The sequence below is a fragment of the Novosphingobium sp. HNCC26BN242 genome (genome assembly GCF_057180525.1).
In genome coordinates this window covers 299494-315351 of the sequence record NZ_JBXUGM010000001.1, presented here as the reverse complement: position 1 = coordinate 315351, position 15858 = coordinate 299494, and the positions used below count along the sequence as shown (strand labels likewise).

Genomic DNA, 15858 nt, shown 5'->3' with positions numbered 1-15858 from the left:
GCATCCTGCGTTGCGTGCGCATCCTTCGGCAGGCTCAGGACGAGCGGGGAAAACTCAAGCAGCGCGTCGCATTGGTGCAAAGCCACCGTCTTGCGGGCCGTCACAATCAGCGGGCGGAGCAAGATCAATCACATGGACAAGCGCCCCAACCGGCTCGCTGCGTGCGGGGCTGCGGATTTGGCGAACCTCGCCCGTCAGGCGGAACCCGGCCTTTGCCAGCACGCGCGCCGATGCGGGGTTATCCTCGAAAGGCGTTGCCACCACGCGCCGATGGCCCAGCGTGCGCGCAACGCTGAGCAAGGCACGCGTGGCCTCGGTGGCATAGCCCTGCCCCCAGTGCTGGCGCGCAATCCAGTAGCCCAGCTCGGTCTCGCCATCGGTAGTGGCCAATCCGACGCAACCGACCAGTCGGGAACCGTGCGCTCCGGGCAATGTCACAAAGAAATGCGGATGCCGCTTTTCCTGCGGCAGGGCGGCAAAACTGCGCGCATCATCGGGCGAATAGGGCCAGGGCGCGCGCGCCAGATTGCGCACGACAGCCTCATCATCGATCAGGGCATGGAGTTCGGCCCAATCCTCCGGCCATGCGGGCCGCAGGAACAGCCGTTCGCTGCGAATGAACATAAATCGTCTCCGTGCTCGGCCCCCGCCCCGCGCCGGTAGGCTGCGGACGTGACAAGGGTATTGCGCCCTGCGTTGGACCGAACGCGGAATGGGTCCGATTGCGAGGGAACGCGGTTTGCGTCCGAGGGAGACGTGAAAAGAGGGAGATGGGCGGGGCCCTCTCCCTCTATCGGCCAGCGTCTTAACGCTGGCGGGGCCACCCCATCGGGACGGCCCTTTGCATGACCATCCGGTTATTCTGCTGCTTCAGCCATAATGTCGACCGACACATACTTGCGGTCGAGCTTTCCGCCATGGAAGCGCACGCGGCCTTCGGTCAGCGCGAACAAGGTGTGATCCTTGCCGATGCCGACGTTGGCGCCCGGGTATACGCGGGTGCCGCGCTGACGGATGATGATGTTGCCGCCGATCACTTCCTGACCGCCGAACTTCTTAACGCCAAGGCGGCGGCCTGCTGAGTCGCGACCGTTGCGCGAAGAGCCGCCTGCTTTCTTATGTGCCATCTCAGATTACTCCGAATTCTGCTTTCAAGCGACCGAAACGATACGCAGCAGGGTAAGCTGCTGGCGGTGACCGTTGCGACGGCGATAGTTGTGGCGGCGACGCTTCTTGAACACGATCACCTTTTCAGACTTCGCCTGAGCGATAATCTCTGCCGAAACAGTGATCTTGGCGGCATCAGCCAGCGAATCACCTTCACCAGCGAGCAGGACATCACCCAGCGTGATCGTGTCGCCAGCTTCGCCTGCCAGCTTTTCGACCGCGATCTTGTCTCCGGCGGCGACCCGATATTGCTTGCCGCCCGTGCGCACGATTGCGAACATCGTTCTGTGTATCCGTTCCAAAAGCCATCGGTTGCCCGAGGCGATTCCAAATGAGGCGCCCAACGCCTGCGAATCGCTGACTGAGGGCAACATGCCGTTTCCCCGCTGGATGCAGGGTCCCGGAAAGAGTGGCGCGGATAGTCAAACCCAAGCCCTGTGTCAATGCGATCTTGCCTGAAATCAGGCAGGTTTGCAGTGTGAGCATCACGCGGACGCTGGCCACCGGTAAAGGTCATGCTATGGCGCGGGGATGATCAAGCGCAATTCCCGCTTCGCTGCAATGGCTATTGTGACCGCTGCCCTGCTTACATCCGGCTGCGCACCCCGCAGCGATTTCCCCTCGCTCGCGCGCCGCCCGGCCGAGGATGCCTATCGCGCAATGCCAGTAGCGCGGCCAGCGCCAATGCTGCCAGCGGTGATCAGCGAAGGTTTGCCTGACCGCCTTGCCGCGCTGCTGGCGCAGGCGAATGCCGCCCACGCAATCTTCGAATCGCGCCAGACTTCTGCGACGCGCACCGTCAACGCCGCCGTAGGGGCGGAAAAGGGCACCGAACGCTGGTCGGTCGCCTCGGTCGCGTTGGCGGGGCTTGAAACCGCTCGTTCACAGGCCGCCATGCCGCTGGCTGACCTTGACCGGCTAGAAGCCGACGCCAGCAATCGGGCGGTTGAAGGATCAGATGCCGATCTCAAAGTCGTGCGCGACACGCGCCTGAAAGTCGAAGCGCTGGTTCAGGCCGAAACCGGGGTGATTGATTCGCTGCGGACAAGGTTGGGTGCCTGACCCGATCCCGCTCACCTAAGCTGAGCGGGAGCTTGGGGGTTTAACCCCAGCGAGACAGGTCCTGCCGATCCTCAGGGCGCGGTTCAATCCAGCGCCAGCCCTTCGCGGTTTTCTCCCGCTTCCAGAACCACGATTCGCTTTTCAGGTGATCCATCGCGAAATCAGCCGCGGCAAAAGCATCGCGGCGGTGGCGTGCGGCGGCACAAACAAGCACGATAGCATCGCCCGGAACCATCACCCCGCTGCGGTGCACGATCATCAGGCCCTCAACTGGCCAGCGCGCTCGCGTGATGCGGGCGAGTTCTTCCATGCCGGGCAATGTCATGGGGGCATAGTGCTGCAATTCCAGGGCCTCTACCCCGCCAGAATCGCGCACTTGGCCCAGGAACGTGACGATCCCGCCGGCGTGGGGATGGCGCGCGTTAAAAGCAGCGATTTCAGCAACCGGATCGAACGGCTCCAATGCCAGCCGCACGTCCTGCATCTCAGCCTCCGCTGACCGGCGGCAGGAACGCCAGTTCATCGCCCTGCCCCAACATGACGCCGCCCATATCGGTCAGCAACTGTCCGTTAAGCGCCATGCGCACTTTTTCGCCCAGCAATTGTACAGCCAGTGCGGGATCGAGAGTCGCAAGCACCTGTTCGACAGGTCCCGGCGAAACGGACATTTCGCCAGTTCCGGCCACATCTTCCAGCCGCCCCATGAACACCAGCCGTGCCATCGGATCAGCCCCCGGTGGTCGACATGTGGCGCGACACGGCTGGCGCACCGCCCGGCTTGTCGATCACGAAGCTGTGCCGTTCCTGCTTTTCGCCCATCGCCCGGGCAAAGCATTCGGCCAGCGCACCATCGGGATCATCGGAACGCAGCGCAGCGCGCAGATCTACGCGGCCTTCCCCACCCAGACACATGTAAAGCTGCCCGGTGGCGGTCACCCGCACGCGGTTGCACCCTTCGCAGAAGTTGCCCGTTAGCGGTGTGATAAAGCCCAGCCGCCCGCCGGTTTCGGCAATATCGACATAGCGCGCAGGCCCGCCCGAGCTTGCGTTGCTGTGCGTCAGCGTCCAGCGCTGTTCCAGATCGCGGCGCACCGCATCGAGCGGCAGGTAATGGTCGAACCTGTCGCCCTCAACCTCGCCCAGCGGCATGACCTCGATCAGCGTCATGTCATGGCCTTCGCCATGCGCCCATGCGATCAGCGAGGGCAGTTCAGCCTCGTTGATGTCTTTCAGCGCCACCGCGTTGATCTTGACCTTCAAGCCCGCCGCTTTGGCCGCCGCAATTCCTTCCAGCACCTGCGGCAACATGTCGCGCCGCGAAAGCTTGGCAAAGGCCGCCCGGTCCAGCGTATCGAGCGATACGTTGATGCGCTTGATCCCCGCAGCGGCCAGATCATCGGCAAATTCCGCCAGCCGCGTGCCATTTGTGGTCATGGTGAGCTCGTCCAGCCCATCTCCCAGCTTGCGCCCCAGCGCGCGGACCAGATCAACCATGTCCCGCCGCACCAACGGTTCGCCCCCGGTCAGCCGGATCTTGCGCACGCCGCGCGCAATGAAGTGCAGCGACAGGCGGTGCAGTTCCTCAAGGCTCAGCACATCGGCCTTGGGCAAAAACGTCATGCGTTCAGGCATGCAATAGGCGCAACGCAGGTCGCAGCGGTCGGTCACCGAAAGCCGGAGATAGGTGATCCGGCGGGCAAACCGATCAATCAGGGGCAAAGGCGCGTTCACTTGCCCATGTATACGAAGTCTCGCGGATAAGATTCAAGGCTTGCGCCTGCATCCACAAACAAAGTTTGCCCGGTCACCGATCGCGCGGTGGCGAGGTAGTGGACGGCATCGGCAATTTCGTCCGCCCCAGGCAAGCGCCGCAGCGGCATCATGCCCTCAAGCCGCCGCCATTGCTCGGCATCATAATCGGCTGTCGGCAGGATCAGACCCGGAGCGACGCCGTTTACCCGCACCTTTGGCGCCATCGCGCGCGATAGGGTGCGCACCGCTGCGTGCAGGGCCTGCTTGGACAGGGTGTAGCTGATCTGGTCCGGCACCGGATTGATAACGCGCTGGTCGAGAATATTCACGACCGACCCTTCCCGCTCCCCCAGCGCGGCTGCAAAAGCGCGCGTCAGCAGCAATGGCGCGAACAGGTTCACGCGAAAGTGCTGCTCCAGCTCGTCCAGCGTGATCGTTTCAACCGTATCGTCATGAAACAACGATGCGCAATTGACCAGCAGGTCGGGCGAACGCCCCGCCGCTTGCGTTACTTCAGCCAGCATCTGCGCAGGGAATGTGGGATCATCAAGATCGCCTGCCAGCGGAAAAACCGCCGCCCCCAGCCATTCCAGCTGTGCCTTGAACTCTGCATCAAAGGTCGATGCGCGGTGTGCGTGCAGCGCCAGATCCCAGCCCTCACCGGCCAGCTTGCGCGCAATCGCCCCGCCAATCCGCCGCCAACCGCCTGTGACCAGTGCCAGTGGCCGGTGGAGCGGAAGGGCCATCAGGCAGATGCCTCGCTTGCCCGCTCACGCTTCAACGTTATGCCGATTTCTTCGCCATTTTCGCTGATGGCCAGCTTCACGATCTTGACCTCTACCCACATCACCCGATCATCCTGCAACAACAACGTTTCGATGATGTGGTCTGCCACGGCCTCGATCAGCTTGAAATGCACCCCCTTGGGCAAGCCGTCGGTGGCGGCAAACTTCAGGTCCATGTAATTCTTGCTGGCGGCCAGCGGGCAATCGGGTGTGTAGCGATCCTGATGCTTCAGCCCCACGCGCATGGTGATGCGCAGCGGCTGCGGCCGCCCGGTCTCTTCGGAATAGATCCCGGTGAGCACGTCGGTTTCAAGATTGGCAACTTCTAGGATCAGGCTGTCGGTCATGGCGGGCCTTTGGCACCGGCGCGCGGGCGTGTCCACCGCGCTTCAAGGATTTCAGTTTTTCCAGCGTGCGAAGATCGCCGTGGGCAGCAGGCGAGCGTCCGGCCCGCTTTCGCGAATCGCCAGATCACCATGTTCTATTGTGCCGCCAAGACCTTTCAGCGCCTCAGCCAGCAGTCCGGCGATGGCAAGCGAGGACATGCGCACGGCATAGACCGTCAGGAACAGGAACCGGCTGTCGGCGTCCAGCAATTGCGCGCAATCGGCAACAAGTCCGGGCAGGCTTTCCTCCAGCCGCCACACTTCACCATCCGGGCCACGTCCGAATTTGGGTGGATCGAGGATGATGCCGTCATAGCGCCTGCCCCGGCGCACTTCGCGTGCGGTGAACTTGGCCGCATCATCGATCATCCAGCGCACCGGACGTTCGGCCATGCCCGAAAGCTGGGCATTGGCACGGGCCTGCGCCACCGACTTCTTCGACGCATCGACGTGAGTGACCGGGCCATATTCCGAAAGCGCCAGCGTCCCCACGCCGGTGTATCCGAACAAATTGAGCGTCTGTGCGTCCCCGCGCAGGCGGGGACCTCGTGCGTCCAAAGGCGCGCTCTCCGGCCTGAGGTCCCCGCCTTCGCGGGGACACGCTGCACGCGGAGCCAGTTGCTCCCCCATCCAGTCCCACACCGGGGCCATATCGGGAAAGAACCCCAAGTGCCGGAACGGCGTGCACGATGCGGTAAAGCGCACATCGTTCCAGCCCAACTCCCAGCCATCGCGCGGCACGGGGCGGTCAAACATCCAGCGCCCACCGCCGTCCTCGTCAGAACCGGGCACGAATTCCGCATCCGCCTGCCAATCGGCCAGACGCGGCGTCCACATCGCCTGAGGTTCCGGCCGGATGAAGCGGTGCGGCCCGTATTGCTCCAGCTTCCGCCCGTGGCCGGAATCGAGCAGGGTAAAATCTGCCCAGCCCTCGCCCACCATCAGTTTGGGCTGGAGATCCAGCTCAGCCATGCGTCGGGTGCTGCCGGGGCGTGGCGCGCTCGGCCACATAAGCGGCGACAGCGTCGTAATCGCCCGGCAAGCGGTCGCAGCGCTCTTCGCGATCAAACAGATCACCTACGCGCGCGGGCAAACCGGGGCGCAGTCCGGTAGCCCGCTCAACCGCATCGACGAACTTGGCCGGATGCGCCGTTGCCAGCGTCACGATCGGCACCCCTGCCGGAATACCTTGCGCCACGCGCGCCGCGTGCAGGCCAATAGCCGTATGCGGATCGAGCACCTCACCGCAGGCCTCAAACGCCCAGCGCATGGCGTTGGCCATATCACCTGCATCGGCGCGTTCCGAGGTGAACAGCGCCGCTGCCGATTCGCGCTGCGCATTGGTCAGTTGCATCGCCTTGGTCGCTTCAAACTGCTTCATCTGCGCCGCCATCGCCGCGCCATCGCGCCCGCAGCCATCAAACAGCAGGCGTTCAAAGTTCGATGACACCTGAATGTCCATCGATGGCGCTGCTGTGACCGTCACCGTGCTGGCCGAATAATCGCCGGTTGAAAGCGCGCGGTGGAGAATATCGTTGACGTTGGTCGCCACGATCAACCGCTCGATCGGCAGGCCCATTTGCGCTGCCACATAGCCTGCGAACACATCGCCGAAGTTTCCGGTCGGAACCGAGAACGCCACCTTGCGCTGCGGCGCGCCCAGTTGCAGCGCGGCGTAGAAATAATAGACCACCTGCGCCATCAATCGCGCCCAGTTGATCGAATTGACCGCAGCGATCCCGAAACGGCTAGTCATCGCATTGTCATTGAACATGCGCTTCACCATCGCCTGCGCATCATCAAAGCTGCCGTCGATGGCGATGTTGTGCACATTCGGCGCGATCACCGTGGTCATCTGGCGGCGCTGCACATCCGAAACGCGCCCATGCGGGTGAAGCATGAAGATATCGATCTTCGCCCGCCCCGCCACACCATCAATAGCAGCAGAGCCGGTATCGCCCGACGTTGCCCCGACGATAGTGATGTGATCATCGCCTTTTGCCAGAAACTCCTCGAACAACAAGCCCAGCAATTGCAGCGCCACGTCCTTGAACGCCAGCGTGGGGCCGTGGAACAGCTCCAGCACCCACTGCGTCTCGTCCAGTTGCTTTAGCGGCACCACAGCGGCATGGGCAAAGCGGCCATAGGCCTGCTCACACAGTTCCAGCAGCCGCTCGGGCGTCAGGCAATCGCCCACGAAAGGCAGCATGATCTTCTGCGCCAGCTGGGCATAGGGCAGCCCCGCCATGCCTGCGATCTCGTCCGAGCTGAACTGCGGCCAAGTCTCGGGCACATAAAGCCCACCGTCCGAGGCAAGGCCTGCGAGCGTGACGCCCTGAAAATCGAGCGAGGGTGCCTGCCCCCGGGTGCTGACGTACTTCATGGGATTGGGCGGTTAGCGGCCACAGGACGGTGTGGCAAGGATTCTGGGGTGTAAGGAAGCTATTCCTGAGCCTCCCTCTCCACACCGCTCACCCTGAGCCTGTCGAAGGGTGCCGGAACCGCGCACTGCACCAGCGTCCTTCGACAGGCTCAGGACGAGCGGGTTAAACGGAACCAGCCCGCTCTCGCCAGCGCTTGCGCAGGGCCAGCCCGTAAATCACCAGCGCCACGAGTGCGAAGAAGAACCACTGAACCGCGTAAGCCAGATGGTTGTTCGGCACATCAGCCGGATCAGGCCGCGCACTGGCAGCAAAGCCGGTGACCGGCGGATCGGCAATCAGCCGCGCGGCTCCATCGGTATAGGGGGCAATCAGCCCCGTGATCTTGCCACCAGTCCATTCAGGGTGCTTCGGCCCTTTGCTCCAACCAGCTTGCACTTGCGCGGTGCGGCCTTCGCCAATCGCGCAGTTGGCCAGATGCACATACCCGGTTTCGCCCTTGGCATTGCGGCCTGCGATGGAATTCCACGGCTGCGTGATCGACTGGCAATCCACCTGGGAGCGATGGAACAGCGCCTTCTCCACCGCCGCCACATCGGCATCGGGAAAAGCCACGGTTGCTGCATCGGCAATCGCCGTCGCGTACCGCGCCAGCATGACCTGCTTTTCATCCATGCGCTGCAACTGCCACACGCCCAGCGCAATCATCGTGGCGACCGCTGCGGCCACGATCACCGTCGAGATAATCGGCACGCGCCGCATCACAGCAAACCTTCCTTGTCGAGTCGCGCCATCAGTGCCGCCGCCTTGGCAAAGCGCAGCGCCACCGTCACCACCAGCGGAACGACAACGCCCCAAAGGGCAATCAGCGCCCACACCGGCAATTGCACCACCTCGTCCAGCTTTAGCGCGGCCAGCACCAGCAGCACCGTTACCGGCAAAACCACCAGGTACATGCCGCGCCCGCGCGGCTCATGCCGCTCAAGCTCCAGCCCGCAGGCCCCGCACCGCTGCGCCAGTGCGCCCGGCGTTGACCACGCGCCCTTTGCCCCGCAACGAGGGCACAAACCGAAAAGGGCAGTCGCGGTAACCCCGGACTGCCCTTTCTGGTGATGACTTTCGCCTTCAGGCATCAGTGAACCGGCGCACCCCAGCTGCCCCACACATAGATGGCGACAAACAGGAACAGCCATACCACGTCAACGAAGTGCCAATACCATGCAGCCGCTTCGAAACCGAAATGCTGGCGCGGGGTGAAGTGACCCTTGTAGACGCGGGCAAGGCAGACGATCAGGAAGATCGTGCCGACGATCACGTGGAAGCCGTGGAACCCGGTTGCCATGTAGAACGACGAACCAAAGGTGTTGGTGCCGAACGCAAACGGAGCAGCCGCATATTCATAGGCCTGAATGGCCGAGAATACCGCGCCCAGCAGGATCGTGGCCCACAGACCCTTCTTCAGGCCATCGCGGTCACCATGGATCAGCGCGTGGTGCGCCCAGGTGAGCGTGGTGCCCGAGCACAGCAGGATCAGCGTGTTGAGCAGCGGCAGATCGAACGGGTCCATGACCGCTTCGATCGCCTTTGGCGGCCACTGGCCAGCCACAACCTCAGCCAGTTCCGAAGGGAACAGGGAGAAATCAAAGAAGGCCCAGAACCAGCCGACGAAGAACATCACTTCCGAAGCGATGAACAGGATCATCCCATAACGCTGATGCAGCTGCACAACCGGGGTGTGATCGCCCGCATGCGCTTCCTTGATGATCTTGCCGAACCACGAAAAGAACGTGACGATCACGCCCAGCAGGCCAAGCGAAAATACGGCCGTGCCGCCAGCCATGTCGTGCATCCAGAAGACGCCGCCAACAGCCATGGTCAGCGCCGACATGGCACCGGCAAAGGGCCAGATGTCGGGCGGCAGAATGTGGTAATCGTGGTTCTTAGCGCCGGCCATGATCGTTGAAATCCCCAAGTCAGGTCTGGTCATCTGTATCGTGCTGGGCACCAAGGCCCGGCACGTTGTTCGCGTTGGCCTTTATCGCCGGGTTTGCTTGCGGTCCAGAGGCTTTTCCATCGTTTACAAAACCGGCTTGCCCGCGCGCGTTGCAGCGCTTTCCAGCGTTTCGTTGAAGGTATAGCTCAGCGTAATCTCTGCAATGTCCTTTGCCGCCGGATCATCGAGAATCGCTGGATCAACGTAATAGATCACGGGCATCGGGATTTCCTGCCCCGGTTGCAGCGTCTGTTCGGTAAAGCAGAAGCACTGGATCTTGTTGAAATACTTGCCCGCCTGTTCGGGCGAGACGTTGAAGATTGCCGTGCCCGTCACCGCCTGACCAGAAAGGTTGCGCGCCTGATACCGCGCCATCTGGCGCTGCCCGATGCGCACCTCCTGCTTGACCTGCATGACCTTGAATTCCCAAGGCATGTCGCGCGCCACATTGGCATCGAAGCGCACCGTTACAGACTTGCCCGCGATCTTCACCCCTGCCGCCGTGGTCGCATCGGCGCGCTGCGTCGTGCCGCCATAGCCGGTCACTTGGCAGAACAACTGATAGAGCGGCACCGAGGCATAGCCCAGTCCAAGCATGGCCAGTGCCCCGCCAGCTGCCAACATACCGACTTTGCGATTCTTGGCAGAATTGGAAACGACGGTGGTTGCCACGTCAGTTGGCTCCTTCGATCTGCGCCGCAATTTTCACGATCGAAATCGCAAAGAACAACACAGCCAGGGATCCCAGTACGATGCCCAAAACCTTGTTCCGCCCGCGTTGCCGCGCGCGATAGAGATCGGATTGCGCTTTTGACAGGTGCTCGGGCTGCGGCGTCTCAAACTTGCTCGGTTCGTTCATTATTGCCAGCCTTGCACCGTGGCGAGCCGGTCAAACGCCAGCATGCCGAAAAGCACGAAAAGATAGAGGATCGAATACCCAAACAGCCGCTTTTCCGGCAGCATCTTGTCATCCGGTCCGGTGTCCCGCATCCCGACTTTGGCCGATAGCGCCACGAAGATCAGGCCGAGAACCAAAGCTGACATACCATAGACCCAGCCCGTTCCGCCTATGAACCAAGGGGCCAATGTCACCGGGAGGAGCAGGACCGCGTAGATCAGGATCTGCCGCCGCGTGGACTTTTCACCAGCCACCACTGGCATCATCGGAATGCCGACCTTGGCGTAATCAATCTGCACAAACAGCGCGAGTGCCCAGAAGTGTGGCGGCGTCCACATGAAGATGATCAGGAACAACAGCACCGGCATCAGCGTGATGTCGCCGGTCACCGCCACCCAGCCGATCAACGGCGGAAAGGCTCCTGCACCGCCACCAATCACGATATTCTGCGGCGTGCGCGGCTTGAGCCAGACGGTGTATATCCATGCATAATAGAAGATCGAAAAGGCCAGAATGGCCGCCGAGAGCCAGTTCACAGCAAGGCCCATGACCACGACCGAAGCGCCTGAGAGCATGAAGCCGAAATCGCGGGCTGATGCGCGGTCCATCCGGCCCGAAGGCAGGGGCCGCGCTGCCGTGCGCTTCATCCCGGCGTCAAGATCGGCTTCCCACCACATGTTGAGCGCGGCGGCCCCGCCAGCGCCCACCGCGATGCATAGGATCGCGGTAAATGCGATGACAGGGTGGATGGTCCCGGGCGCGGCCAGCAGGCCGCACAAGCCGCTGAAGATGACCAGCGTCATCACGCGTGGCTTGGTCAGCGCGAAGAAATCGCGCCACTCTGCGGGCAGAGCCACAGTCGAACGTAGGGGTGTTGCAGAATCCATGATTGGCCGCGCCTATACGCTCGCTTTACGTTCATGGAAAGCGAAAGGGGACGAGCCGAGCAAGCGCCCAAAAGGGCTGTTCATCGAGCAAAGCACCAGCAACGAAAAAGGCCCCCGGATCGATCCGGAGGCCCTATCGTTTCAGCCTTCAGGCCGACAACTTGCTCAGTGTGCGTGAGCCGCGTCGTCGATCACCGGCAGGGTTTCGAACTGGTGGAACGGCGGCGGCGAGGACAGGGTCCACTCCAACGTCGTTGCGCCTTCGCCCCAGTAGTTGGCTTCGGCCTTCTTGCCCGCCAGGAACGCGTAGGCGATGTTGATGAAGAAGATCACCATCGAACCTGCCATGATCACGTAGCCTAGCGAGGCGATCTCGTTCCAGTAGGTGTAGGCCACCGCATAGTCTGGATAGCGGCGCGGCATGCCCTGAACGCCCAGGAAGTGCATCGGGAAGAAGATCAGGTTCACACCGATGAAGAAGATCACGAACTGCAGGTGGCTGAGGAATTCCGAGTGCATCCGGCCGCTCATCTTCGGGAACCAGTAGAAGAACCCGGCGAAGAGCGAGGTTACAGCGCCCAGCGACAGTACGTAGTGGAAGTGCGCGACCACGTAGTAGGTGTCATGCAGGTTGTCGTCCACACCACCGTTGGCCAGCACGACGCCAGTTACGCCGCCAACAGTGAACAGGAAGATGAAGCCAAGCGCCCAGATCATCGGTGACTTGAACTCAAGGCTGCCGCCCCACATCGTTGCGATCCACGAGAAGATCTTGATGCCGGTCGGCACCGCGATCACCATCGTTGCGGCGGTGAAATACATCTTCGTGTTTACGTCGAGCCCGGTGGTGTACATGTGGTGTGCCCACACGATGAACCCGACCACGCCGATGGCGACCATCGCGTAAGCCATGCCGAGGTAGCCGAACACTGGCTTCTTCGAGAAGGTCGAGATGATCTGGCTGATAATGCCGAAGCCCGGCAGGATCATGATGTACACTTCGGGGTGGCCGAAGAACCAGAACAGGTGCTGATAGAGGACGGGGTCACCGCCGCCCGCAGGATCGAAGAAGGTCGTGCCGAAGTTGCGGTCGGTCAGCAGCATGGTGATGGCAGCAGCCAAAACCGGCAGTGCCAGCAGCAGCAGGAACGCGGTTACCAGCACCGACCACACGAACAGCGGCATCTTGTGCAGGGTCATCCCCGGCGCGCGCATGTTCAGGATGGTGGTGATGAAGTTGATCGCACCCAGGATCGAACCTGCGCCCGAAAGGTGCAGTGAGAAGATCGCGAAATCGACCGCAGGACCGACCGAGCCCGAAGTGGAAAGCGGTGCATAGACCGTCCAGCCCGTGCCAGCGCCTTGCCCCGTGCCGCCCGGCATGAAGGCCGAGATCATCAGCGACATGAAGCCCACGAACGTCAGCCAGAACGACACGTTGTTCATGCGCGGGAACGCCATGTCCGGCGCGCCGATCATGATCGGCACGAACCAGTTGCCGAAGCCGCCGATGATGGCAGGCATGACCATGAAGAACACCATGATCAGGCCGTGTGCCGTGATCAGCACGTTCCACAGGTGAAGCTGTTCATCGAAGCTGGGGTTGGCCGTGCCCAGCAACTGCGCGAAATAGCCCAGATACTGGATGCCCGGCTGCGCCAGTTCAGCCCGCATCATGCCGGAAACGGCGCCACCGATGATCCCCGCGAAAATCGCGAAGATCAGGTACAGCGTGCCGATGTCCTTGTGGTTGGTGGACATGAACCAGCGGGCAAAAAATGCCGGCTTGTGATCATGATCGTGTTCGTGCGCATGATCATGCGCATCATAACCTTCGTTTGCGGGAATGGTAGCCATATCGCTCAAACCTTGTCCATAAACGTCGCGTCAGGCGGCCGGAGCCGCGGGGGCTGCAGCTGCGGGGGCTGCGGCCGCTTCCACGGCCTCACCCACAGTGCCGCCCGGCTGAGTCTTCACCCAAGCTTCGAACTTGTCGCGCGGCAGAGCTTCCACCGCGATCGGCATGTACCCATGACGGGCACCGCAAAGTTCCGAGCACTGGCCGTAATATACGCCCGGCTCCTTGATCATCAGCACCTTCTCGTTGATCCGGCCGGGCACTGCGTCCAGCTTGAACCATAGCGAAGGCACGGCAAACGCGTGGATCACGTCCGAGCCGATGGTCTGGATGCGGATCGGCTCACCCGCAGGGACGACCATGCGGTTGTCCACCGCCAGCTGGCCCGGCTCACCGCGCTTCAGCGCTTCAGCGTCTGGCAGCATATTCGAAATGACTTCGAAACCGCCGTTATCGGGATAGGTATAACCCCAGTACCACTGATAGCCCGTCACCTTCACGGTCACCGCACCCTTGGGCGCAGGATCATATTGATGGGCAAGCAGGCGGATCGATGGAACCGCGATCACCACCAGAATCAGCACCGGCACCAGCGTCCACACCACTTCGATCAGCGTGTTGTGGCTGGTCTTCGAAGCGACCGGATTGGCGCGCTTGTTGAACTTGGCAACCACCACAACCAGCAGGATCAGCACTAGCAACGAGATCGCCACGATTACCGGCATCAGGATCACATCGTGCATCCACAATGCTTCTTCGCCAGTTGGGGAGTACTGATCCTGGAAGGTCCAACCCTTGTCCACCGGCATACCCTTGCCCGGAGTCGGGGCCATTGGCGTATAGGAACCGGCGTCGACTGGTGCAGCTTCGGCCGCCACAGCAGCAGCACCAGCATCGGTTGCAACCGGCGCAGTTGCTGCTGGAGCAGCTGCCACTGGTGCTGTTGGTGCCACAGGCGCTGCAGCCATAGCGTTTGCCCCGAAAATCAGCGCAGCAGCAACGCCAAAGGTCCGGCCAAAAGTCCGGAAAGCTGTGCCCGCTTGGCGGGCAGTATCGGCAAGACTCATCGTCAAAGTTTCCGCTTTTTACCTGTTTGCGCGCGTGTTGCGCTGCATCAGGAAGGTGCGTCTGCACCCTCCCTACGTCCCTCGAACGGACCGGCCTATACGCGCGGTTGTGCCAAGCCTCAAGCGGCGGTGCGCATATTTTTCAACCCTCTCCCACACCCCTTCGGGCAATGTGGCAATGCATCGAAACACATCTGCGGAAAAGGGTTGCCCGCAAGGCGACCAACCGCCATTTGCAAGGCTCCAACCGACCTGATCAGGCTGTCATGATGCTCGAAGACGAGATTCTTTCCGAATTCCGCGCAAGCCAAGCTTTGCTTGAAGGGCATTTCCTGCTCTCGTCCGGCCGTCACAGCGCACACTATTTGCAGTGCGCGCGGGTCTTGATGGACCCGATGCGCGCCTCGCGCCTTGCCGCAGCCATCGCTCAGAAGATTCCGCGTGAGGTGCGCCAGAACATTCAGAAAGTCGTATCGCCTGCCATGGGCGGGGTCATCATCGGCCACGAAATGGGACGCGCACTGGGCGTAGAGGCGATGTTCGTCGAACGCCCCACCGGCACATTCGAACTGCGCCGGGGCTTTTCGCTGAACCCGGGCGAAAAAGTGCTGATGGTCGAAGACGTAGTTACCACCGGCCTGTCCAGCCGCGAGGCGATCAAGGCCATCGAAGATGCTGGCGGCGAAGTCATCGCGGCAGCGGCACTGGTTGACCGCTCTGCAGGCAGCGTCGATCTGGGCGTGCCATTTTTCCCGCTCGTCGCACTGAATTTCCCGACTTATGCGCCCGACGAATTGCCGCCCGAGCTTGCCAGCACCGAAGCGGTGAAGCCCGGCAGCCGGACCAAACCCTGATGAGCGCCCCGACCTCGGGCCTGTCGCAGCACCGCCTGCGTTTGGGCGTCAATATCGATCACGTGGCCACGATCCGCAACGCGCGCGGCGGGGACCATCCCGATCCTGTCCGCGCGGCTGAAATCGTCGCAAGCGTGGGCGGGGATGGCATCACGGCGCATCTGCGTGAAGACCGTCGCCACATTCGCGATGAGGACCTTGCCCGCATTCAGCAAGCCACCAACCTGCCGCTGAACCTTGAAATGGCGGCGACTCCAGAAATGCTCGCCATCGCGCTGCGCCACAAACCGCACGCCGCGTGCATCGTGCCCGAAAAGCGCGAAGAGCGCACCACCGAGGGTGGCCTGGACGCCGCCGGAATGCACAACACCCTCGCCCCGATTGCCGAGGAACTGCGCGCCGCAGGCATCCGCGTCTCGCTGTTCATCGAAGCGGACGAGCGGCAGCTTGACGCGGCGCTGCGCCTTGGCGCGCCGGTGGTCGAATTCCACACTGGTGAATATGCCCATGCCTTTGCAGATGGCGATATGGCAAAAGTAGAGCGCGAATTGCGCCGGATCAGTGATATGGCCGCACTCGCCGCCAAAAACGGGATCGAGCCGCACGCAGGCCACGGCCTCACCTTTGAAAACGTCCAGCCCATCGCCGCCATCCCGCAGATCGCCGAACTCAATATCGGGCACTATCTGATCGGCGAGGCAGTGTTTGTCGGCCTCGAAAACGCCATCCGCCGAATGCGCGATCTGATGGACGAAGCGCGGTAAGGCC

Annotated in this window: 21 protein-coding genes; 3 read left to right on the top strand and 18 right to left on the bottom strand. The window is 62.1% G+C overall.

What is annotated here, in order from left to right; genetic code table 11:
* Nucleotides 1-54 precede the first annotated feature (54 nt).
* The 3 genes from AC2A1F_RS01485 to rplU all read right to left on the bottom strand — a co-directional run bounded on the left by AC2A1F_RS01485 (nt 55) and on the right by rplU (nt 1448).
* Nucleotides 55-624 (bottom strand): GNAT family N-acetyltransferase, encoded by a 570-nt coding sequence (locus AC2A1F_RS01485; protein ID WP_484207005.1) that lies wholly within the window; start codon nt 622-624, stop codon nt 55-57.
* 233 nt (nt 625-857) lie between these two features.
* Nucleotides 858-1127 (bottom strand): 50S ribosomal protein L27, encoded by a 270-nt coding sequence (gene rpmA, locus AC2A1F_RS01480; RefSeq protein ID WP_292629892.1) that lies wholly within the window; start codon nt 1125-1127, stop codon nt 858-860.
* A gap of 24 nt (nt 1128-1151) precedes the next feature.
* Nucleotides 1152-1448: a 50S ribosomal protein L21 gene (gene rplU / locus AC2A1F_RS01475; protein ID WP_292629893.1), complete on the bottom strand. Its 297-nt coding sequence runs from the start codon at nt 1446-1448 to the stop codon at nt 1152-1154.
* A 250-nt stretch (nt 1449-1698) separates the two neighbouring features.
* On the opposite strand from rplU, the gene AC2A1F_RS01470 reads away from it, so the two are divergent.
* Nucleotides 1699-2229, top strand: a complete 531-nt coding sequence (locus AC2A1F_RS01470) for a hypothetical protein (RefSeq protein ID WP_484207004.1) — start codon at nt 1699-1701, stop codon at nt 2227-2229.
* 40 nt (nt 2230-2269) lie between these two features.
* Here the strand turns inward: AC2A1F_RS01470 and AC2A1F_RS01465 are convergent, their stop codons facing one another.
* The 15 genes from AC2A1F_RS01465 to coxB form a co-directional block, all read right to left on the bottom strand.
* Entirely contained in the window at nt 2270-2713 is a 444-nt protein-coding gene (locus tag AC2A1F_RS01465) for a molybdenum cofactor biosynthesis protein MoaE (RefSeq protein WP_484208144.1), read from the bottom strand.
* A gap of 1 nt (nt 2714) precedes the next feature.
* Nucleotides 2715-2951: a MoaD/ThiS family protein gene (locus AC2A1F_RS01460; RefSeq protein WP_484207003.1), complete on the bottom strand. Its 237-nt coding sequence runs from the start codon at nt 2949-2951 to the stop codon at nt 2715-2717.
* 4 nt (nt 2952-2955) lie between these two features.
* Nucleotides 2956-3960 (bottom strand): GTP 3',8-cyclase MoaA, encoded by a 1005-nt coding sequence (gene moaA / locus AC2A1F_RS01455; RefSeq protein WP_484207002.1) that lies wholly within the window; start codon nt 3958-3960, stop codon nt 2956-2958.
* Nucleotides 3957-4727, bottom strand: coding sequence for an SDR family oxidoreductase (locus AC2A1F_RS01450; protein ID WP_484207001.1), 771 nt, complete (start codon nt 4725-4727; stop codon nt 3957-3959). The genes moaA and AC2A1F_RS01450 overlap by 4 nt, the downstream gene beginning before the upstream one ends.
* Complete coding sequence (locus tag AC2A1F_RS01445; RefSeq protein ID WP_484207000.1) at nt 4727-5113, bottom strand: dihydroneopterin aldolase; 387 nt, start codon at nt 5111-5113, stop codon at nt 4727-4729. Before AC2A1F_RS01445 ends, AC2A1F_RS01450 begins: the two co-directional genes overlap by 1 nt.
* Nucleotides 5114-5164: 51 nt before the next feature.
* The gene (locus tag AC2A1F_RS01440; RefSeq protein ID WP_484206999.1) at nt 5165-6124 is read right to left on the bottom strand and encodes a class I SAM-dependent methyltransferase; all 960 of its coding nucleotides are present in this window, start codon (nt 6122-6124) and stop codon (nt 5165-5167) included.
* Nucleotides 6117-7535: a threonine synthase gene (thrC, locus tag AC2A1F_RS01435; protein WP_484206998.1), complete on the bottom strand. Its 1419-nt coding sequence runs from the start codon at nt 7533-7535 to the stop codon at nt 6117-6119. Before thrC ends, AC2A1F_RS01440 begins: the two co-directional genes overlap by 8 nt.
* Nucleotides 7536-7698: 163 nt before the next feature.
* Complete coding sequence (locus tag AC2A1F_RS01430) at nt 7699-8295, bottom strand: SURF1 family protein (protein ID WP_484208143.1); 597 nt, start codon at nt 8293-8295, stop codon at nt 7699-7701.
* Nucleotides 8295-8666 (bottom strand): DUF983 domain-containing protein, encoded by a 372-nt coding sequence (locus AC2A1F_RS01425; protein WP_484206997.1) that lies wholly within the window; start codon nt 8664-8666, stop codon nt 8295-8297. The genes AC2A1F_RS01430 and AC2A1F_RS01425 overlap by 1 nt, the downstream gene beginning before the upstream one ends.
* On the bottom strand, nt 8666-9487 hold the full coding sequence (locus AC2A1F_RS01420) for a cytochrome c oxidase subunit 3 (protein ID WP_484206996.1): 822 nt from the start codon (nt 9485-9487) through the stop codon (nt 8666-8668). Before AC2A1F_RS01420 ends, AC2A1F_RS01425 begins: the two co-directional genes overlap by 1 nt.
* Nucleotides 9488-9610: 123 nt before the next feature.
* Nucleotides 9611-10198, bottom strand: a complete 588-nt coding sequence (locus AC2A1F_RS01415) for a cytochrome c oxidase assembly protein (RefSeq protein WP_484206995.1) — start codon at nt 10196-10198, stop codon at nt 9611-9613.
* 1 nt (nt 10199) lies between these two features.
* Complete coding sequence (locus tag AC2A1F_RS01410; protein WP_292629905.1) at nt 10200-10385, bottom strand: hypothetical protein; 186 nt, start codon at nt 10383-10385, stop codon at nt 10200-10202.
* Nucleotides 10385-11311, bottom strand: coding sequence for a heme o synthase (locus tag AC2A1F_RS01405; protein WP_484206994.1), 927 nt, complete (start codon nt 11309-11311; stop codon nt 10385-10387). Before AC2A1F_RS01405 ends, AC2A1F_RS01410 begins: the two co-directional genes overlap by 1 nt.
* A 165-nt stretch (nt 11312-11476) precedes the next feature.
* Nucleotides 11477-13168 (bottom strand): cytochrome c oxidase subunit I, encoded by a 1692-nt coding sequence (ctaD, locus tag AC2A1F_RS01400; protein ID WP_484206993.1) that lies wholly within the window; start codon nt 13166-13168, stop codon nt 11477-11479.
* A gap of 30 nt (nt 13169-13198) precedes the next feature.
* Complete coding sequence (gene coxB, locus AC2A1F_RS01395) at nt 13199-14236, bottom strand: cytochrome c oxidase subunit II (RefSeq protein ID WP_484206992.1); 1038 nt, start codon at nt 14234-14236, stop codon at nt 13199-13201.
* Between the two features lie 269 nt (nt 14237-14505).
* Between coxB and pyrE the strand changes: the two genes are divergently transcribed.
* Nucleotides 14506-15090 carry an orotate phosphoribosyltransferase gene (gene pyrE / locus AC2A1F_RS01390; RefSeq protein WP_484208142.1) on the top strand — a complete coding sequence of 195 codons (585 nt, stop codon included), beginning with the start codon at nt 14506-14508 and terminating at the stop codon, nt 15088-15090.
* A complete protein-coding gene (locus AC2A1F_RS01385) occupies nt 15090-15854 on the top strand; it encodes a pyridoxine 5'-phosphate synthase (RefSeq protein WP_484206991.1) in 765 nt (254 codons plus the stop codon). Before pyrE ends, AC2A1F_RS01385 begins: the two co-directional genes overlap by 1 nt.
* Nucleotides 15855-15858: the final 4 nt, after the last annotated feature.